Raw genomic sequence first — 17,476 nt, forward strand, 5'->3', positions numbered from 1 at the left:
TGTGTCCCGAACGGACCTGTTAGTCTCTTTCGTATGTTTCGTCCTCGGGAGTTGGCAGCAATGACGGCAACAATCAGAGCAATTCCTCGCAATACAGTATCCGATGCAGCCGCCGAAGCGATCCACATCGAGGACCTGCATAAGACGTTTGGTACTCTACATGTATTGAAGGGGGTCTCGCTATCTGCACGCGACGGGGATGTGGTGGCGGTCATCGGCAGCAGTGGGTCGGGCAAATCAACCCTACTTCGCTGTATCAACTGCCTGGAAAGCCCGACCAGTGGCGTTATCAGGGTGAATGGCGAGGAAATACGCCTCAAACCCGACGGCAATGGAAGCACCGTCCCGGCGGACCGAAAGCAGATCGAACGCATACGTTCCAGGCTCGGGATGGTCTTTCAGAGCTTCAATCTCTGGAACCACCTGACCTTAATTGAAAACGTGATCGAGGTGCCTGTTAGTGTGCTTGGCGTGAAGCGAGAAAGGGCGACCGCTGAAGCCGAGAAGCTACTAGCGAGAGTGGGCCTGCTGGAGAAGCGGGATATCTACCCGGCATTTCTGTCCGGCGGTCAGCAGCAGCGCGGCGCAATCGCTCGCGCGCTCGCAGTCCAGCCACGCGTCATGCTCTTCGATGAACCAACCTCAGCGCTCGATCCTGAACTAGTTGGTGAGGTGCTAGCCGTCATTGCCGGTTTAGCCCGCGAAGGTCGCACAATGATCCTGGTCACACACGAAATGAAATTCGCCCGCGAGGTCGCGACACACGTGGTCTTTCTACATGAGGGCCGCCTCGAAGAAGAAGGATCACCGGACGCATTGTTCAGCTCTCCGAAATCGGAGAGGCTTCAACAATTCATCCGCAGAGTTGGCTAGCTGTTGGAAGCCAGAGTTAACCATAGTCAAGATGGGAAAAATCAAAATGAAAATACTTTCCAAAATGACCATAGCAGGTGCCCTCTTGGGCACATGGACTCTAGTCGCGCAAGCTGAGCAGGTGAAGGTCGGAATCTCGGCAGAGCCCTACCCTCCATTCTCGTCCCTGGACGCCTCTGGGAAATGGGTCGGCTGGGAGATTGAACTCATCGGTGCGATCTGCTCCGAGGCAAAACTCGAGTGCATTATCAATCCGGTCTCCTGGGACGGGATCATTCCTTCTCTAACGTCCAAGAAAATCGATGTCATCATGAGTTCGATGTCGATCACCAAGGAGCGCAAGAAGACGATCGGTTTCTCTGACAAGTACTATAGTGACAGCTCGTACGTGGTCGCCGGTCCGAAGGGACTTGCGATGGATCCCACGTCTGAAGGCCTCAAGGGCAAGATCCTTGGCGTTCAGGTCTCCACGAATGGCCAAATCTACGCCAGCAAGCATTTCGGAAACAGTTTGGCAGAAATCAAAACATACCAGACACAGGATGAGGCCAATCAGGACCTTGTCGCCGGTCGGATCGACGCAGTTTTAGCTAGCCCCATTACCATTGGTCAATTCTTGAACACTGAACAAGGCAAGGCCTGCTGTCGGAAAAAAGGCACGGTTGCCAATGATCCGGAGATTATGGCGCCGGGCGTGGGCGCGGGTCTGCGTAAAGGGGACACCGAGCTCAGGGAAAAGATCAACGCCGCCATTAAAGGAATTCGTGCTAAGGGTAAGTACGACAAGATTACGAAGAAGTATTTCGACTTCGACATCTACGGCGGCTAAAGGCACGCTTCTTTAGTAAATTCACCCTCGCAATCACCCGTGCATCCTAAGCAGGAGACAGAGCGGCCTCCTTCCTCACATCCCAGTGAGCGGCAGGATTGTGGCGAGGGTCAATCCTCAACGCTGTTTTGGAGGAGGCGTTCTTGACCGAATCTCTCTTGTTGCCACTGGCGCAGACCGGCGTCTTCGAGTTGCTTGCCCCCACGCCCCCTGGGTGGGGCGGGAACCTGCTCCGTGGCTTCATAAATTCCATGGGGATCGGGATGGGCGCCTTTGCCTTGGGATTGCTTATCGGCACCGGCGGCGCGTACGGTAAGCTCTACGGGGGAGCTGTGCTCCGCGACTTGCTCAAAGTCTACACCACACTCATCCGCGCCGTACCGGAACTGGTGCTGGTCCTGCTCATCTTTTTCGCTGTTCCGGATGTCATTAACCGTACTCTGGACACTCTGGGCTACAGGCCGATCGACGTCAGCGGGCTCGTAGCAGGCATCGCTGCGCTCGGTCTAGTACAAGGTGCATATGCGACAGAGGTGCTGCGCGGAGCGATACTCGCGGTGCCACAAGGCCAGATTGAGGCAGGGCGGGCTTTTGGTATGACTCCGACCATGCTGATGCGACGCATCACTCTACCTGCTATGCTACCCTTCGCAATCCCAGGCCTCGCGAATCTCTGGCTGGTTGCGACCAAGAACACAGCTCTCCTGGCCGTTGTCGGCTTCAACGAACTGACACTGGAAACACGACAGGCTGCAGGCGCTACAAAAGCCTACTTCACCTTCTTCATGGCCGCTGGCGTGCTTTATCTATTGCTTACACTGATCTCCAACATCTTCATTGGACGGGTCGAGCATTGGGCAAGGCGGGGCCTGCCTCCAATTGCGGAGAGCCGCTGATGACGTATTCCACGACTACCTCAGCAAACAGCCGCCCGGTTGCGCGGCTCGAGGCACACCGTATCGTTTTAATCGCGATAGGCATTGCCTTGGCCGCCACAGCCGCCGCCCTTATGCGCTGGGATTGGCTTCCCAACTACTACGCGCTTGCGATTGAGGGTCTATGGCGAACGGTTTTGATCCTAATCGTGACCTGCGCTATCGGCTTCGCGCTAGCTGTGCCGCTTGGGATGGCACAAGTTACGGGGCCGATTTGGCTCAGTCTCCCAGCAAAAGCTTTCTGCACCGTAATTCGAGGCACTCCGTTGCTTCTGCAACTTTGGTTGCTCTATTACGGCCTTGGCGCGCTTTTCCCACACTATCCATGGATTCGCGAGTCCAATCTCTGGCCTCTTTTTCGCCAGGCGTGGCCTTACGCTATACTCGCTCTGTCGCTTTCCTGCGCAGGCTATGAGGGAGAGGTTATGCGCGGTGCTTTTGCAGGCGTTCCGCTTGGCCAGCTCGAGGCCGCGCGTGCTTTCGGTATGAGCCGTTGGAAGGTATTTCGCCGGGTCTGGTTGCCGCAGGCAATCCATAAGGCGCTCCCGACATTGGCTGGCGAAACAGTGCTGCAGCTAAAATCGATGCCGCTCGTCGCTACTATCACCGTGGTCGATCTTTATGCCGTCGCGCTTCGAGTGCGTCAGGATACATACGTGATATACGAGCCATTGCTGCTGCTTGCAGTAGCATATATGACCCTGACGGGAGTGCTGGTATGGATCTTTAATCATCTTGAGGCACGTATTCCAGTTCGGGTGGGATGACGCGTCGCTGGATGTCGTTCTCCCCCATGCTTTGCGCCATCATATCGTTCGCTGCGCCTCAAAAGAGTGCAGCGACGATTGGAGTACTCTTCGGCAAGGCGTTCGTCGGACCGATCGGCCACGGTCGTCCTCGTCCTCTATAGTTGGGCGATCCGTTTTTCCGCAAGGATCCGCGCCTTCTCCTCTAGAGGCCATTCGCGCCGCCGACCGGCGCCCGTGAGCACCTCGAACCGGCGCACCGGCTCCAAGTCGCCCGGCTTAAGCATAAGCTCTGAAACCGTCATATGTGGAAGCCCTCAAAGGCTCCCAACATTGTCATTCACGCCGATCATGGATCGTGACGTCTCTTTCTTAAAAGAAACTTAGAGGCGAACCCCGACTCTAAAGCGCAAAGAATGGTTCTCTTTGTATGCGCGGAATGTAAATTCGGGTCGCGCCGTCTGTGGTTGGAACAGGGCCGAGTGGATCTCCAGCGAAAAGCTTCTCATCAAAAACTTCAAACAGCTTGAGATGCCTGACTTACTGCCGACTGAGTAATTCGCAGTTCTCTGGCTGCCCATCGTGCGGCCCTGCGGCCCTCGTGGGAACGGTTTTTGTAAGCTCCCCAAAAACGCCGAGCGGCCTAAGCCCACGCTGCAGTTTAGGCTGAAATTCCCTGCCATTGCGTTCGTCAGAATGTGTGGCTGCGAAGCGCGGGGATCTTTTTGCCTGCTATATCAGTCGAGGTAATAGGGTGTCACAAAAACTTAATAAATTGACTACCCTCGCGATTCCTCACATCCATTCGCATGCAAAAATTGTCCTGCGACGGAATACCTCGGACTTATGTGTGAGCTTACGTCAATGATGGATGGTCACCGCCTAGCGAAGCCACAACATGTCAATTCCCATCAAAGCCTCTGGCACCCAGTGAGGCCGCCGCAGGCTCCGCCTTATAAGGTTCAATTCTATCATGCTTCCACCATTCACTCTCGCCCTAACCGGACAGTCTCTGATCCACCACGACGTGCGACACGTATCGGATGAGGGTTTTACCGCAATCAAGGAACTAATCCAAAAAGCCGATGTTTCGTTCACAAACTTCGAGTCCACCATTCTTGGCCGGCACGGCGGATGGCCGTTGAAGGGTGCGTATTTTGGGTGCTCTCCAGCTGTCGTCTTGGATAGTTTGAGGGATATTGGCTTTAACGCGCTGGCGCTTTCCAATAATCATGCATTCGATCTTGGGCCTTCAGGAGTACTGTCCACACTTGAGGAAGTGGACGCTCGCGATTTTCTTCATGCTGGAATTGGCGTCGATGCCAGCGACGCAAGTAAGGCCGGCATCAAGCAACTCGGCAAGAGAAAGGTAGCTCTCGTCGCGATGGATGCCGGCCCCGGACCAGCCATGATGTACGCTGACAATGCGACTGGCACCCGTCCTGCTCGACCAGGCGTGAACAAACTCGACGTCTCGCGGGTTTTCGAAGTTGATGATGAAAAATTCATGAATCTGGTTTCCATTCAGAAAACTCTTCTGAGCAATCTCATGGAGCGCGGAAACTACGCGCAGCCGGACGATCCCCGCAAACTGACATCGCCCGATGAGCTCGACTTCTATGGAACTCGTTTCCGCCGAGCGCCTGTGAATGAGCGCAGGATCGTCATCGATGAGGCAAGTTTGCAAGGTCAGCTTACTACGATCCGAGAGGCTGCGGCAGCCGGCGCCTTTGTCATCGCCTACCTTCACCACCATCACTGGGAACCAGACTGGCGCGAAGTTCCCGCTTGGGTTCAGTCTTTCGCGCGATCTTGCGTCGATGCGGGAGCGAATGCGTTCGCCAGCCACGGCGCCCCTGTGCTGCAGCCCATCGAAATCTACCGCGGGGCGCCTATCTTCTATGGGTTGGGAAATTTCCTGTTTCATCTACCGGAAGGTGAGAACGAATGGAGTTTACCCGACATCTGGAAAAGCATTGTTGCGACATGCACCTTCGATGGCAACAACCAGTTACAGTCAATCGACCTCGCTCCAATTGTGATAGGGGGAGAGCAGCGGCTTAACCGCAGCAATTATCACGAGCGTATTTTTCCGGTGCCCGCTTCAAAAGGGCTGACTTATTCGATGCTCGAGGATCTAGCTCGACGTTCGCAAAGATACGGGACCAGAATGGTGTTGGAGGATGCTCGCGCAATCTTGCCCGACGCCAATGGGTGCAGCGCCGAGGTCCCCGGTAGCACGTAGCCGCGTCCATGCGACTCAACCAAGCGCCGCATCCGATCATTTATGCTGCATAGCCGCAGATGCGTCTGATGAGAGGAACGTATTTTCACGCCGCTCGATCGTGAGCGCGCGCAGACAGCGAGGAAAGAGTTCTACATGAACACCGACCGCCTGAGCCTTCATGAAATCGCCCGGCGCGTGGACGCCAAGAGCGCCGCCTACTGTGCGCTCAGTGATCGAATCTGGGCCATGTCGGAACTCGCCTTCGAGGAGCATCGCTCGGTCGCTGAGCAGATTGCCATGCTTGAAGGCGAGGGCTTTCGCATCACGAAAAGCGTCGGCGGCATGGCTACCGCCTTCGTGGCGGAATATGGAAGCGGGGGGGCGATCGTCGGTTTTCTGGGAGAGTTCGATGCGCTGCCGGCTCTCGCTCAGGTTTCGGGCGTGACCGAGCACAAGCCCACCATGAAGGGAACGGCCGGCCATGGCTGCGGGCACAATCTCCTCGGTTCCGGGTCGGCGCTCGCGGCCGTGGCGTTGAAGGATGCGCTTGCGGCGGAAGCAATAGCGGGCACGGTACGCTATTACGGATGCCCAGCCGAGGAGAGCGGCTCCGGCAAGACTTTTATGGCTCGGGCCGGTCTCTTCGATGATCTCGACGCAGCCTTCTGCTGGCATCCGAGCGTGGTCAACGAGGTGCAGACTACTTCCGTGCTGGCCTGCATCCAGGCTTGCTTCCGCTTCACCGGTCGCGCGTCGCATGCGGCCGCTTCCCCCCACGTGGGCCGCAGCGCGCTCGACGCGGTGGAGTTGATGAATGTGGGCGTCAATTACATGCGCGAGCACATGCCCTCAGATGCGCGCGTGCACTACGCCGTTACCAACACGGGCGGTGACGCGCCTAACGTGGTGCAGGCCTATGCGGAATCGCTCTACCTTGTGCGCTCGCCGCAGCTGCCGGATGCGGAGCGCCTGTTCGAGCGCGTGGAGAAAATCGCCGAAGGCGCGGCACTGATGACGGAAACGGCCGTTAATGTGCAGATCATGGATGCGACGTCGAACGTTCTGCCCAACAAGGCGTTGCAGGAGGTCATGTATGAGAACATGAACCGCCTCGGCGGCCCGGGCTTCGACGAGACGGATTATGCATTCGCCCAACAACTCCGGAACAACGCGCTCACGGAGGAGGAGATTGTGGCGAGCGTTGGGCCGTACCGCCGTGCGCTGGCTACCCAGGTGCTGCACGATGGGCTGCTTCCCATGGTTACGCGCGAAGAGGTGATGATGGGCAGTACCGATGTGGGTGATGTGAGTTGGATCGTGCCCACAGTCCAGTGCCACACGGCCTGCTTTGCTATCGGTACACCATTCCACACCTGGCAGCTCGTCACGCAAGGGAATCTGCCCGCCGCCCATAAGGGGATGGTGCTCGCGGCGAAAGCCATGTCCGTCACGGCAGCCGATTGCCTGCGCAATCCTGATATCATCGCCCGCGCCAAGGCCGAACTGAAGGAGCGTACCGGCGGGCGATGTTACATTTGCCCCATTCCGCCGGAGGTCACGCCCGACAACCTGCGTGCTAGGGCGGCTTGATCCCGCTGTCTGCTAGATGGTTGACGGCGTGGCCACGACCGCACCGAGCGGCGCCACCTCCCGAGACACATTTTCTATCGTTGATTGTGTTTCGTGATCACGAGTGACGAAGAGCCTCGATCTGGTTCGAACTCAACCGTTCAAGCGCGGTTGCACCGCCGTCCTCGTCATCGATCGAGTCGCTAGTCACATCTGCCGCATCATGGACGCCCCACAAGGAACTATCAAGCCATGCAAGAAAAACTCAACGTCGTCCCCTTCGTCAGCGTTGACCATATGATGAAACTGGTGCTGACGACCGGGGTCGAACGCTTCGTGACAGAGCTTGCCGCCTACATCGAAGAGGATTTCCGGCGCTGGCAATCCTTCGATAAGATACCGCGTGTCGCCTCCCATAGCGCCGGGGGCGTTATTGAGCTGATGCCGACCAGCGATGGCGAGACCTACAGCTTCAAATACGTCAACGGGCATCCAAAAAACACGCGCTCTGGCCGCCAGACGGTGACTGCTTTTGGTTTGCTCGCCGATGTCGGCAACGGCTATCCGGTGCTGTTGACCGAGATGACGATCCTCACGGCGCTCAGGACTGCGGCGACATCGGCTGTCGCCGCGAAATATCTTGCGCCCAAAGGCGCGCGCACCGTGGCCATGATTGGCAACGGTGCGCAGTCGGAATTCCAAGCAATTGCGTTCAAAGCGATCCTCGGAGTCGACAAACTTCGTCTCTATGACATTGAACCCGCCGCCACGGCCCGATGTCAAAAGAACCTTGCGGGCATGGGTTTCGAGATACTGGCCTGCTCCTCCTCGCAGGAGGCCGTGGAGGGCGCCGACATTATCACCACCATCACGGCCGACAAGCAGAATGCGACGGTCCTCACCGACAACATGGTCGGCCCCGGCGTTCACATCAACGCCGTCGGTGGAGACTGCCCTGGCAAGACCGAACTTCATCGCGACATCCTGCTGCGTTCGAACATCTTCGTGGAATACTCGCCGCAGACGCGTATTGAAGGCGAGATCCAGCAGCTGGATCGGGATCACCCGGTCAGTGAGCTTTGGCAGGTCATTGCTGGTAAGGCTGCCGTCCGCTCAAAGGAGCGTCAGATCACGCTGTTTGATTCCGTCGGCTTCGCCATCGAGGATTTTTCGGCTATGCGATATGTCCGCGATCGTCTTGAGGAAACCGGCCTCTATGAACAATTCGATCTAATCGCCGATCCGGACGAGCCGCGGGATCTCTTCGGCATGATCCTGCGCGCTGCGAAAACCAAGCCTGTGACCGCAAAAGTTGAGGCGTCATAATGAGCAGACAGTCCGTACAAGCTCCGAAAGCAGTGGTGATGATCCGGCCGCATCACTTTTGGCCGAATTCGATGACTGCCTCGGACAATTCGTTCCAGTCCAATGCCGAGCAGCGTTCGGCCGCCGCCATTGCGAGCAGGGCGTTTGAAGAGGTGACCCGCATGGCTGAAGGTCTCGCCGACGCTGGCGTCACTGTCCATGTCTTCGAGGACAAGACCACCTTGACACCCGACTCAGTTTTTCCAAACAACTGGTTCTCGACCCACTCCGGCGGACATGTCGCGATCTACCCGATATACTCGGCCAGTCGGCAGAAGGAGCGTCGCAACGACGTCATCGAGATGTTGAAGTGTGAATACCGAGTCCAGGACGTCATCGACTACTCGGGACTTGAGAAAGACAGGGTGTTTCTCGAAGGCACCGGTGCCATGGTTCTCGATCACATCGGCCGAGTCGCCTATGCAGTACGCTCAAATCGCACAAACGAAGTCGCGCTCGAACGCTTCTGCACGCACTTCAACTTTGAGCCAATGGTCTTCGACGCCCAGGATCGGAGCGGCAAGCCGATCTATCACACCAACGTGCTGATGTGCATCGGAACCGATTTCGCACTCCTTGGGACACAGATGGTCCCTGATATTCGACGCCGGCAGGAGATCGTCGCCAGGCTCGCGGAGACCGGGCGCCAAGTCATAGAACTCTCGCTTGGACAGATTGAGAGCTTCGTCGGCAACGCCATCGAGCTGGAGGGCCGCGAACGGCGCATAGTCGCGCTTTCGGCTCGTGCCCAAGCTGTAATCGATGATAGGCAGCGTGAGGCCCTCGAGCGGTCTGCAAAGCTCCTGGCCTTCGATGTCTCAACGATCGAGCTCGCCGGAGGATCGGTTCGATGCATGCTTGCAGGAATTCATCTGTCACGGCGCGCAGCGCAGACGGGTCATCTATTGTTCGCGGCCGAATAGGCCCCGCGCAGGTCAACATCCCGGTAAGGATAGCCAAGAAATGTCGCAGATCAGATCTGTTTATGAGTTTAACTCCGCAATCGTGCGCCAGCCTTCCACCTCTGTCGTTCACGGCCTGAGGGCACACAATCGGAGTGGTCCGACCTATGAAGGCGTCAAGGACGAGCACGACGCATATATTGCGGCCATGCGCAAAGCAGGGGTTGAGGTGACAATCCTCCCGTCCCTTGAATCGTTCCCGGACTCCATGTTCGTCGAGGACCCTGCACTCGTGTTTACAGGCGGGGCTATCCTGCTCCGCCCCGGCACGCCAAGCCGGGTCGACGAGACCTCAAAGATCGCGCCTACTCTGCGCCAGATGTTCGATACGGTGCTCGAACTACCCCCCCCGGGGCAAGCCGACGGCGGGGATGTGATGTATACGCCAAGGGGCTTTTTGATAGGCCTTTCCGGACGCACCGACAAAGCAGGGGCAGAAGCACTTTTCTCTTGCATCGAGCAACTGGGAGGAAAGGCCCAGATTGCCGAGACGCCGAAAGGAGTTCTGCATTTCAAGACGGCCTCCTCGCTGCTCGATGATGAAACCGTGATCTCGACCGCTGCACTGGAGAACGCTGCCGTGTTTAAAGGTTTCCGCCAGATCATCGTCCCGGAGGGCGAAGAACCTGCGGCGAATGTGCTGCGCGTGAACGATATCGTCATGGTCAGCGCGGACTACCCGCGCACAATCGAGATGCTCGAAAAGGCGAGTTACAAGCTCGTGCCTCTTAAGACAGCCGAGATCGAGAAGATCGACGCCGGCCTCTCCTGCATGTCGCTGCGCTGGTACGGGGACAGGAAGTAGACAGAGGACGAGAACACAGTTACATTTGCTGCGCTTGGTGAGCGCCAAGAAGCCAAATAGGTCGGTCCTTGAAAGCTGTATCCAGCGCAAGCCGCTCGCACAGCGTTTGCCAGAGAGGATCGCTGGCAAACGCCGGTAGGCTTCCCCACGCCTTTTTCAAAGGCATCTCGCCGTAGTCCTGGATCAACTGTCCAATACGCGACGGCCCAGACTGCGCAATCAGAGTGAACGGATCGGTGGGCCCAGGCGAGATTGTGCGATGCCCCCACATACCTGCCGCCTCGTCAGACGCCAGCGAGACGGCGACGCTACGATTTGCTGCTGAAGGAAAGTCCGCGAGGGCAGATAATAAGGCGTGGCGCATAATTGGATAATAGACAACTTGGCGGCTGCCGCCGAGCGCCCGCAGTCCTGGAAGTACCGACGTCACTAAGAATGACAGCAACAGACTGGGTATGATCTCACCCTTCTCCAAGGATCGGACAAGCGCGTCAGGTATGCATCGTAGTGAGAACTTCTCGTCTGCGGTCAAAAACAGGCGGTTATCCAGGCGCACGGGAAAGATACGCCCCCCTGACAGATGCCAAAAGAAGTCGGTTGTGGTCGTCGCCCAGCCTCCCCAGGGGCCGCTATCAAACGATCTCAGATGAGTAAGGAGGCTTTTCGCAAATCCGCCTGCTCCAAACAGCGTTGACGAAAGCCACGATGTGGGATCGCGAAGATGCTGGGCAACGAGGTCCCCGACGTCCAGATCGTCGATCTGCAGTAAATGAAGGTTCGACGATGCGAAGAAGCGACGCCAGAGGCTTTGATTTGCTGTCTTGATGGCATCGGCGGCGGAGGGAAACTCATCATGTGGTAAGATCGTTTGCAATTCCTCGACCAGTTGGTTCGCATCGGTCGTTTCTTCAGAACTTGTCAGAGCAAATCGCTGCGAGGCATGACGTCCGCAAACACTGAACGGAACCATTTTGCTGCGTGACAACCCGAAAACATTGAGTGTGTGATCACCTAACCGGAGCCAACCGGGCCCTTTCTTGGCGCTTTCAGTGAACTTTACGGTTGAAGGTGAATAGGACAGGTACCAGCTTTCTTTATGGCATCGAAGCCCGATGGCACTAAAGATGTGCGTATAGAACGCATCAGGCTCAATAATGAGATGACAATGTGGACCGGTCTGAATGACTGGCCGGCTATGCAGCTGTTTACTGAGTTTTTCAAGCTCGTGATGCCGATGACCCACACGCAATGCGCGATCTAGAAGGAGCAGTTCCATCTGCTCCAGAGCGTGCGCACGGACAGGATCGACAGCGGTTGGTTTGGCGTCATAAGCGGCATGCGCATACTTAGAGGTTGCAAGTGTCGAGTACCGGCAAATGTACGGCATAAGCCACACTAAGGCTTGGGCGACACGCTTTGGAGACAACGAGTTCATCGCATTCCCTTCGATGGCGTTTGGACCATCGCCACAGTGCTCGATCGATCCGATTGTCGCCCCCGCAACAATTGATAGCCGCCGCTATCACGTCAAAAGAAAGCGCCGTTCACAAATGAACGCACAGAAGGAGACGCCGGGCCATGAACCACTTCACTCAATTGTCCCCAAACGTCGGAATGGTGGCGGTTCGAAGGCCAACCCCGGCAGCGAGGCGGGAGCTTCTTCGTAGACATATTCGTTTGGAATGCAGGGTGGGGCCATCGCCGAGATTAGGCGCCGCAGATTCTCGGCGCTGTTGCTGGCAGCAAGCGTGCAGAAATTGCCGCAGCTCCATGTCAAGCATCCATATTTGAAGTACGCTGACAATGACATAGACATTTCGTCTAATGTCGTCTCGTTGAGATTCATCCGCTTTAGAATAGTTTCGTTCTTCTTCTTTATCTCACTGAAACTGAAGAAACGGGCCTTGTAACCGTAGTCTTTCTGCATCTCACGGCGCAGGTATTCCTCCTGGCTCTTTTGCCTGAATTTCTCAAAAAATACGAATATTCCGTCGTCTTTCAAACGGCGTTTTACAAACCCAATCTGCTCCGTTCGGTTGGGTGAATACATCTGAAATGTGGTATCCTCCAAAATGAGGTCAAACCCGGCCGAAAATTGCCGGAGTGCCGGCATTGCCACAATTCGGCTCCAGGTCAAATGATGGAACGGGCCAAGGAAGAACCTTGCATGCTCAGGTGGTCCGTGACGAAAGAAGCTCTCCTCGTTTTCCCTATTGGGACTGCAGGAAAGTGTCTGAATCTTGCCGTTACCCAACTGGGCTAGCGTTCGAGCGAGCGTACCTTCGGCCGCTCCCAGTATGTAGAATCGCGCCGGGCATTCATCATCCCCAGCAATATGCCCATATCGTAAGAATGCATCACCAAGACGAATCTCCTCCTCGAGACGGTAAGGAATGCTGCTAAAAAAGTGACGATCGAAAAAACCCCATATTTGGCGGTGCACGTTGTTGAAGGTTTTCAGCGCAACGTCGTTCTGGAAAAGACGCGCATCAACACTCGGCACTTTGATCGGAACTCCTGATCGTCCCGCAGCCGTGGCCGAGAAAAATTCGGCCATTTCATTCAATCGCGGTGCATTATCGCACTCGTTGAAAAAATCTCGCATTTGCTATTCCTTTCGCTCTTCCCGGCCGGATGCATGATGCGCCTCAAGTGTGGGCGTGCACATAGACGCACTCTGCGCTGCCGCATCTGAAGACCTGTCGAACGTTGCGGCTCTCACCTCCATAGGCCAGTGTATGAAAACACTAGCACGTTCATATAATTCATAATGTATTTTATTGTGAAACCTTCGTATACATAGAAGTTACTATCATGTTAACTTGGCGCAACAATTTTTTTTGGCAGTTATATGAATACCAGCTTGCGAATATAGTTCCTGACATTATCTCCTTGATGATCTGCGTGTTTGTTCATGCACAGGCGTCGCGGTGTCTTGGATCTCGTGATCAGATCTGATCTGATCTGATCTGATCTGATCTGATCAGAAAAGATTTTTAACTGACGCTTACTTGCTTTGTACATCATGTTTTGCTGACTTTTCCGGTCATGCCTTCGCGCGAATAGCCAACCTGCGGGACCCTGCGAGGTCCAGGCGGGGTCACCTTCAATGTCGGTTAGTGTGGCATCCTCCGCTACGCAATGAGGGCAAGCCGCAAACACAATCCACATCGCTTGCTGCGGACCCTTGCGCCTGAGATAACTAGGCGGGATGTCACATGGGACGAGTTGGTCTTCATTTTATATTGAAATCAAACCGATCGACCCAGACTTATCGGCTTTCAAAAAGTAGTGCCGTCCAGATTCGACCGGCATAGGTTCTAGCAAGGGGTGGAAAGCCATCGACCAATGGCTTCCCCGTTCTCTAGAAGAGACGAGGAACTGCCCAAAATGGGCCTCAAAATATGACATCATTCCGTGACAAATGCCGGAACTGTGTGCTACCACTTGGTGCTCTACTGGATCTAAGGAACTCGTATTTAGATAATCATAGCTTCTGACGAGAATAAGCGGCGAGAGAGGTGTCGGGTCATGGAGGTCTTTGCCCACTGAAAAGTATGAACGTTTTGAAAACAGATTGAAGCCGGATAGATCTAACCCACATTCATAAAAGACTGAATTCTGCTCAAAGGCTCGAAGGTCTGTGCATAGAAAGCCGACTTGCCGAACCAGACCCGGCATCACTACTGTGGCTGGACCGGCGATTTTCCGGATGTCTTCAGAGATCACTTCATATCCTTCGCCAACTACTCCAGCATCCAGTGTTTCCGTAAAAATGATATCAGGCGCCGAAGGAAGGTCGCCGTCCAGAATTGCTTGCCTCGAGGATTTTGCGATCACCGCAATGCGTCCTTGAAAACCGTTTGTCCGGATAATCTCGCGTGCCGCGGCAGCAACTCGCTCATTCATCTCGCATGTAAATACCCTGCTTGCCCCATACTTGGCGAAGAGCATCGCTGGAAGGCCAGCTCCGGTTCCGATCTCGACAATAGTCTTTTCCACGACATTGCAAGATGCAATCGCCGCTTCTATCGATGCATTTCGTACGTTGTCGCGCATCATTCTGAAGTGCCACTCGGGAACTTTAACGCCTGCGCAAGGAAGTGACGCGGTTTGGTTCATTATTATTTCCTCATAGACTCAACATCAATAAATAAAGGTGCGATCTTTTCGTCGAGGACGATAACCGGACACACGGCGTATAAGGTATCCAGCCGGACTTTCTCGGGGTCAACTTCAGGAACGGCACAGTGACGCAGTCCATGTGTGAAGTTCCATTGTGCCCCCTGTGAGCGCGAACCTCACTGAACCGCAGATGAATTTTGACTCGCGATGAGGAATGCGCAAACACCGTGCCAAGTGACGGTAACGCCAGAAACATTCTACCAATGCTCACCTGAGCTGTCGGGATTGTCGAATTACCAAAACGTTATCGGCGGCTCTGACTCAAATTGGGCTCGACCGTCAGCCCGAACGGTCCAGCGAAAACCATTTATTCTCGGCGCGCCCGCTGAGACGCGCGTAGAGGACCTTCGATCCCTCTGGAAGGAAGCCTGTCTGACGAGGTTGATCATCCCCATTTGCTTGGCAGACGGGATACGCAATCATGCCCTCAAGCCGCGCCACACGCGGATGGCATCCTTCGTTCCCTCCGCGGGATAATGCGGGTGCGCCTACTCCTCGAGTAATACCAAGCGTACCCATGATGCGCTCAAGAGAGAATGTCGCCGACCCGGTGGTGGTCCGCATCCTTGCGGAACCCAGCTCGCCTGAACCAGAAGACATCTCATGCCGATCTTGGCGGCAACCGCCGCCACCATCCAGGTTGGACTGCCAGCCGCCGATGGAGACAAGTGTGTCGGCATCTGACGTGATCGCGTCAGGAATGACGTATTCGAGCTTACGCAGCTTGTTTCCGCCTAAAGCAAGATCGCGGTTGCGGAGAAGCCCTTTAGATCTTGTCGACAATGTCCGCATTTCTGTCTCCAGCCACCGCCGGTTGTCGAGTCCGTGACAATCGTGTTCGGCCGGCTTCGTGGCGGACTCTCATTAACGCGTTGAGCAACATGCAGAAGTTTTTCTGAGGCTGTTCCCGCTCAGTTGGCACGACTTTTGAACCTCACCGTCGTGAGGCGGCAGGAGCTGCCCGCCAAAATTGATGCTGTTGTGGGGGAGGTCGAAAATTCCAGCTTTGTCATTTAACTTCTTTGGGACCGAGCGTGTTGATGCGCCCGCTTGGAAACTATGAAACGTTTCCCCGTCCATGGACGCGGCGCCACTGGTCGCGACGTACTCGCCTTCACTGTCCGCCACTGGAGCCGGCAGCCGGTGCGGCTCGCGATCATCATGGCTGCGATGCTTGCCTCCACGCTGGCTGACGTGCTGATGCCGGTCTATTCAGGTCGTCTCATCGATGCTGTTGCAGGTGGCGCTGCTGTGGCAGCACCAGCCTGGCATTCGGCCCTTGCAGCCTTCTCTGTACCGATTGCGCTTGCGCTCGCTGCCATTGCCATGCGCCACATCGCCTTCGTCGGTCTGAACGACCTTTTGCTGAAGATGATGTCCGATGTCGCGAACGAAGCGTTCTATCATGTCCAGCGCTTTTCGACAGACTGGCATGCGAACAGCTTCGCCGGCTCGACAGTGCGCAAGATAACGCGCGGCATGGGGGCGCTCGACCCCCTAAACAGCACAATATTGGTCGCGCTGTTCCCGTCCTTTATCATCTTGGTAGGTTCGACGGCGCTGCTCGGCTGGCACTGGCTGGTCATGGGGCTGATCTTTGCTTGCGGCTCTCTGATCTATCTTGCGTTTTCGATTTCACTGTCGCTCAGCTATGTCGCGCCGGCGGCGAGCCTTGCCAACCAATGGGACACAAAGCTCGGCGGCGCGCTTGCGGACGCGGTCAGTTGCAACGCTGTGGTCAAAGGCTTCGGCGCCGAGGTCCGCGAAGACGCGCGCCTTGCAAATATCATGACCAAATGGCGGCACCGCACGCGCAGGAGTTGGGTGCGCGGGACGAACATTGGCTCAACCCAAGGCGTCACTTTGGTTGCGCTCAGGGTGGCGGTGATCGGATATGCCCTGCTTCTGTGGTCGCATGGACAGGCAACGCCTGGCGAGATAGCCTATGTACTCACGTCCTTCATCGTCCTCCAGGGCTATCTGCGTGATGCCGGCATGCATGTCCGCAACGTGCAACGCTCGGTTAATGATATGGAAGAACTGGTGGCCATCCACAATCAGCCGCTGGATGTTGCGGATCGTCCAGAGGCCGAGCCGATCCGGATCACGACGGGCCGCATCGATTTCCAGAACGTCCACTTCCGCTACGCCAACCATCCCCTGCCGATCTATAGCGAATGTTCGCTGTCGATTGAGGCTGGCGAAAGGGTTGGGTTGGTTGGGCCCTCCGGTTCCGGCAAGACAACATTCGTGAAGCTCATCCAGAGACTCTATGACCTGAGCGGCGGCCGGATCCTGATAGACGGCCAGGACGTCTCCGAGGTGACCCAAGAGTCGCTCCGTTCGCAGATCGCGATAGTGCAGCAGGAGCCTATCCTGTTTCACAGGTCGCTTGCCGAGAACATCGCCTATGGCCGGCCTAGCGCGAGCCAGGCCGAGATCGAGCAAGCGGCAAGGCTGGCCAGTGCGCACGACTTCATCGCGCCCCTGCCGAAGGGCTATGGGACATTGGTCGGCGAAAGGGGTTTGAAGCTCTCCGGCGGCGAGCGCCAGCGCGTGGCGATCGCGCGCGCCTTCCTCGCGAACGCGCCGATCCTTATTCTGGATGAGGCCACATCGAGCCTCGATTCGGAATCCGAGGTGCTCATTCAACAAGCGGTGGATCGGTTGATGGTGGGTCGAACGACACTCGTCATCGCACACCGGCTGTCGACAGTCCGCTCGCTCGATCGGCTGCTCGTCTTCGATCGTGGCCGCATCATGGAGGACGGCGATCATGCCGCGCTGATCGATCTCGATGGTGGCATTTACCGCCGCCTCTTCGAACGGCAGGCGTTGGAGCTAGCGAAGGGCCTGGCCTGAGCGCCAACCGGATTGCGCGATGCGCCGAGCCGTTGCCGGAGAGGAGTGTGGCAGTGAGGCCTTACCGGCGAGCGGGGGGCTACGGCCGGCAAAACCAGCACGGCCGGAACTGTCCGCC

At 56.3% G+C, this 17,476-nt stretch carries 13 protein-coding genes and 1 pseudogene; 10 read left to right on the plus strand and 4 right to left on the minus strand.

What is annotated here, in order from left to right; translation table 11 throughout:
• The first annotated feature begins 60 nt into the window (after nucleotides 1-60).
• The 9 genes from E5X88_RS27955 (at nucleotide 61) to E5X88_RS27995 (ending at nucleotide 10,311) form a co-directional block, all read left to right on the plus strand.
• Nucleotides 61-873: an ABC transporter ATP-binding protein gene (locus E5X88_RS27955; protein WP_292167072.1), complete on the plus strand. Its 813-nt coding sequence runs from the start codon at nucleotides 61-63 to the stop codon at nucleotides 871-873.
• Between the two features lie 46 nt (nucleotides 874-919).
• Complete coding sequence (locus tag E5X88_RS27960; RefSeq protein WP_292167075.1) at nucleotides 920-1,702, plus strand: transporter substrate-binding domain-containing protein; 783 nt, start codon at nucleotides 920-922, stop codon at nucleotides 1,700-1,702.
• Nucleotides 1,703-1,863: 161 nt separating this feature from the next.
• Nucleotides 1,864-2,598 (plus strand): ABC transporter permease, encoded by a 735-nt coding sequence (locus E5X88_RS27965; RefSeq protein ID WP_292167106.1) that lies wholly within the window; start codon nucleotides 1,864-1,866, stop codon nucleotides 2,596-2,598.
• A complete protein-coding gene (locus E5X88_RS27970; RefSeq protein WP_292167077.1) occupies nucleotides 2,598-3,404 on the plus strand; it encodes an ABC transporter permease subunit in 807 nt (268 codons plus the stop codon). Before E5X88_RS27965 ends, E5X88_RS27970 begins: the two co-directional genes overlap by 1 nt.
• Before the next feature lie 952 nt (nucleotides 3,405-4,356).
• Nucleotides 4,357-5,628, plus strand: coding sequence for a CapA family protein (locus E5X88_RS27975; RefSeq protein ID WP_292167081.1), 1,272 nt, complete (start codon nucleotides 4,357-4,359; stop codon nucleotides 5,626-5,628).
• A 135-nt stretch (nucleotides 5,629-5,763) separates the two neighbouring features.
• Nucleotides 5,764-7,200, plus strand: coding sequence for a M20 family metallopeptidase (locus tag E5X88_RS27980; RefSeq protein WP_292167084.1), 1,437 nt, complete (start codon nucleotides 5,764-5,766; stop codon nucleotides 7,198-7,200).
• Nucleotides 7,201-7,431: 231 nt separating this feature from the next.
• On the plus strand, nucleotides 7,432-8,505 hold the full coding sequence (locus E5X88_RS27985) for an ornithine cyclodeaminase (RefSeq protein WP_292167087.1): 1,074 nt from the start codon (nucleotides 7,432-7,434) through the stop codon (nucleotides 8,503-8,505).
• Entirely contained in the window at nucleotides 8,505-9,467 is a 963-nt protein-coding gene (gene ctlX, locus E5X88_RS27990) for a citrulline utilization hydrolase CtlX (protein WP_292167089.1), read from the plus strand. The genes E5X88_RS27985 and ctlX overlap by 1 nt, the downstream gene beginning before the upstream one ends.
• A gap of 40 nt (nucleotides 9,468-9,507) precedes the next feature.
• On the plus strand, nucleotides 9,508-10,311 hold the full coding sequence (locus E5X88_RS27995; protein ID WP_292167091.1) for a dimethylarginine dimethylaminohydrolase: 804 nt from the start codon (nucleotides 9,508-9,510) through the stop codon (nucleotides 10,309-10,311).
• A gap of 19 nt (nucleotides 10,312-10,330) precedes the next feature.
• Here the strand turns inward: E5X88_RS27995 and E5X88_RS28000 are convergent, their stop codons facing one another.
• The 4 genes and pseudogenes from E5X88_RS28000 to E5X88_RS28015 form a co-directional block, all read right to left on the minus strand.
• Complete coding sequence (locus E5X88_RS28000) at nucleotides 10,331-11,587, minus strand: hypothetical protein (protein ID WP_292167092.1); 1,257 nt, start codon at nucleotides 11,585-11,587, stop codon at nucleotides 10,331-10,333.
• 312 nt (nucleotides 11,588-11,899) lie between these two features.
• A complete protein-coding gene (locus E5X88_RS28005; protein ID WP_292167094.1) occupies nucleotides 11,900-12,916 on the minus strand; it encodes a class I SAM-dependent methyltransferase in 1,017 nt (338 codons plus the stop codon).
• A gap of 635 nt (nucleotides 12,917-13,551) precedes the next feature.
• Nucleotides 13,552-14,433, minus strand: coding sequence for a ribonucleotide-diphosphate reductase subunit beta (locus E5X88_RS28010; RefSeq protein WP_292167097.1), 882 nt, complete (start codon nucleotides 14,431-14,433; stop codon nucleotides 13,552-13,554).
• Between the two features lie 595 nt (nucleotides 14,434-15,028).
• Nucleotides 15,029-15,240, minus strand: a pseudogene (locus E5X88_RS28015) (aminocyclopropane-1-carboxylate deaminase/D-cysteine desulfhydrase family protein); the annotation flags it as partial.
• Between the two features lie 315 nt (nucleotides 15,241-15,555).
• Here E5X88_RS28015 and E5X88_RS28020 point away from each other — a divergent pair.
• Nucleotides 15,556-17,358 carry an ABC transporter ATP-binding protein gene (locus E5X88_RS28020; RefSeq protein WP_292167100.1) on the plus strand — a complete coding sequence of 601 codons (1,803 nt, stop codon included), beginning with the start codon at nucleotides 15,556-15,558 and terminating at the stop codon, nucleotides 17,356-17,358.
• The last annotated feature ends 118 nt before the right edge of the window (nucleotides 17,359-17,476 follow it).

It is taken from the genome of Mesorhizobium sp. (assembly GCF_004962245.1).
Lineage (GTDB): Bacteria > Pseudomonadota > Alphaproteobacteria > Rhizobiales > Rhizobiaceae > Mesorhizobium.

Bases quoted from the DNA above. Each gene is read 5' to 3' on its own strand.
- E5X88_RS27960 (WP_292167075.1), top strand. From the start codon at position 920: ATGAAAATACTTTCCAAAATGACCATAGCAGGTGCCCTCTTGGGCACA.
- E5X88_RS27995 (WP_292167091.1), top strand. From the start codon at position 9,508: ATGTCGCAGATCAGATCTGTTTATGAGTTTAACTCCGCAATCGTGCGC.
- E5X88_RS27970 (WP_292167077.1), top strand. From the start codon at position 2,598: ATGACGTATTCCACGACTACCTCAGCAAACAGCCGCCCGGTTGCGCGG.
- E5X88_RS28005 (WP_292167094.1), bottom strand. From the start codon at position 12,916: ATGCGAGATTTTTTCAACGAGTGCGATAATGCACCGCGATTGAATGAA.
- E5X88_RS27985 (WP_292167087.1), top strand. From the start codon at position 7,432: ATGCAAGAAAAACTCAACGTCGTCCCCTTCGTCAGCGTTGACCATATG.
- E5X88_RS27980 (WP_292167084.1), top strand. From the start codon at position 5,764: ATGAACACCGACCGCCTGAGCCTTCATGAAATCGCCCGGCGCGTGGAC.
- E5X88_RS28020 (WP_292167100.1), top strand. From the start codon at position 15,556: ATGAAACGTTTCCCCGTCCATGGACGCGGCGCCACTGGTCGCGACGTA.
- E5X88_RS28000 (WP_292167092.1), bottom strand. From the start codon at position 11,587: ATGGAACTGCTCCTTCTAGATCGCGCATTGCGTGTGGGTCATCGGCAT.
- E5X88_RS28010 (WP_292167097.1), bottom strand. From the start codon at position 14,433: ATGAACCAAACCGCGTCACTTCCTTGCGCAGGCGTTAAAGTTCCCGAG.
- ctlX (WP_292167089.1), top strand. From the start codon at position 8,505: ATGAGCAGACAGTCCGTACAAGCTCCGAAAGCAGTGGTGATGATCCGG.
- E5X88_RS27975 (WP_292167081.1), top strand. From the start codon at position 4,357: ATGCTTCCACCATTCACTCTCGCCCTAACCGGACAGTCTCTGATCCAC.
- E5X88_RS27955 (WP_292167072.1), top strand. From the start codon at position 61: ATGACGGCAACAATCAGAGCAATTCCTCGCAATACAGTATCCGATGCA.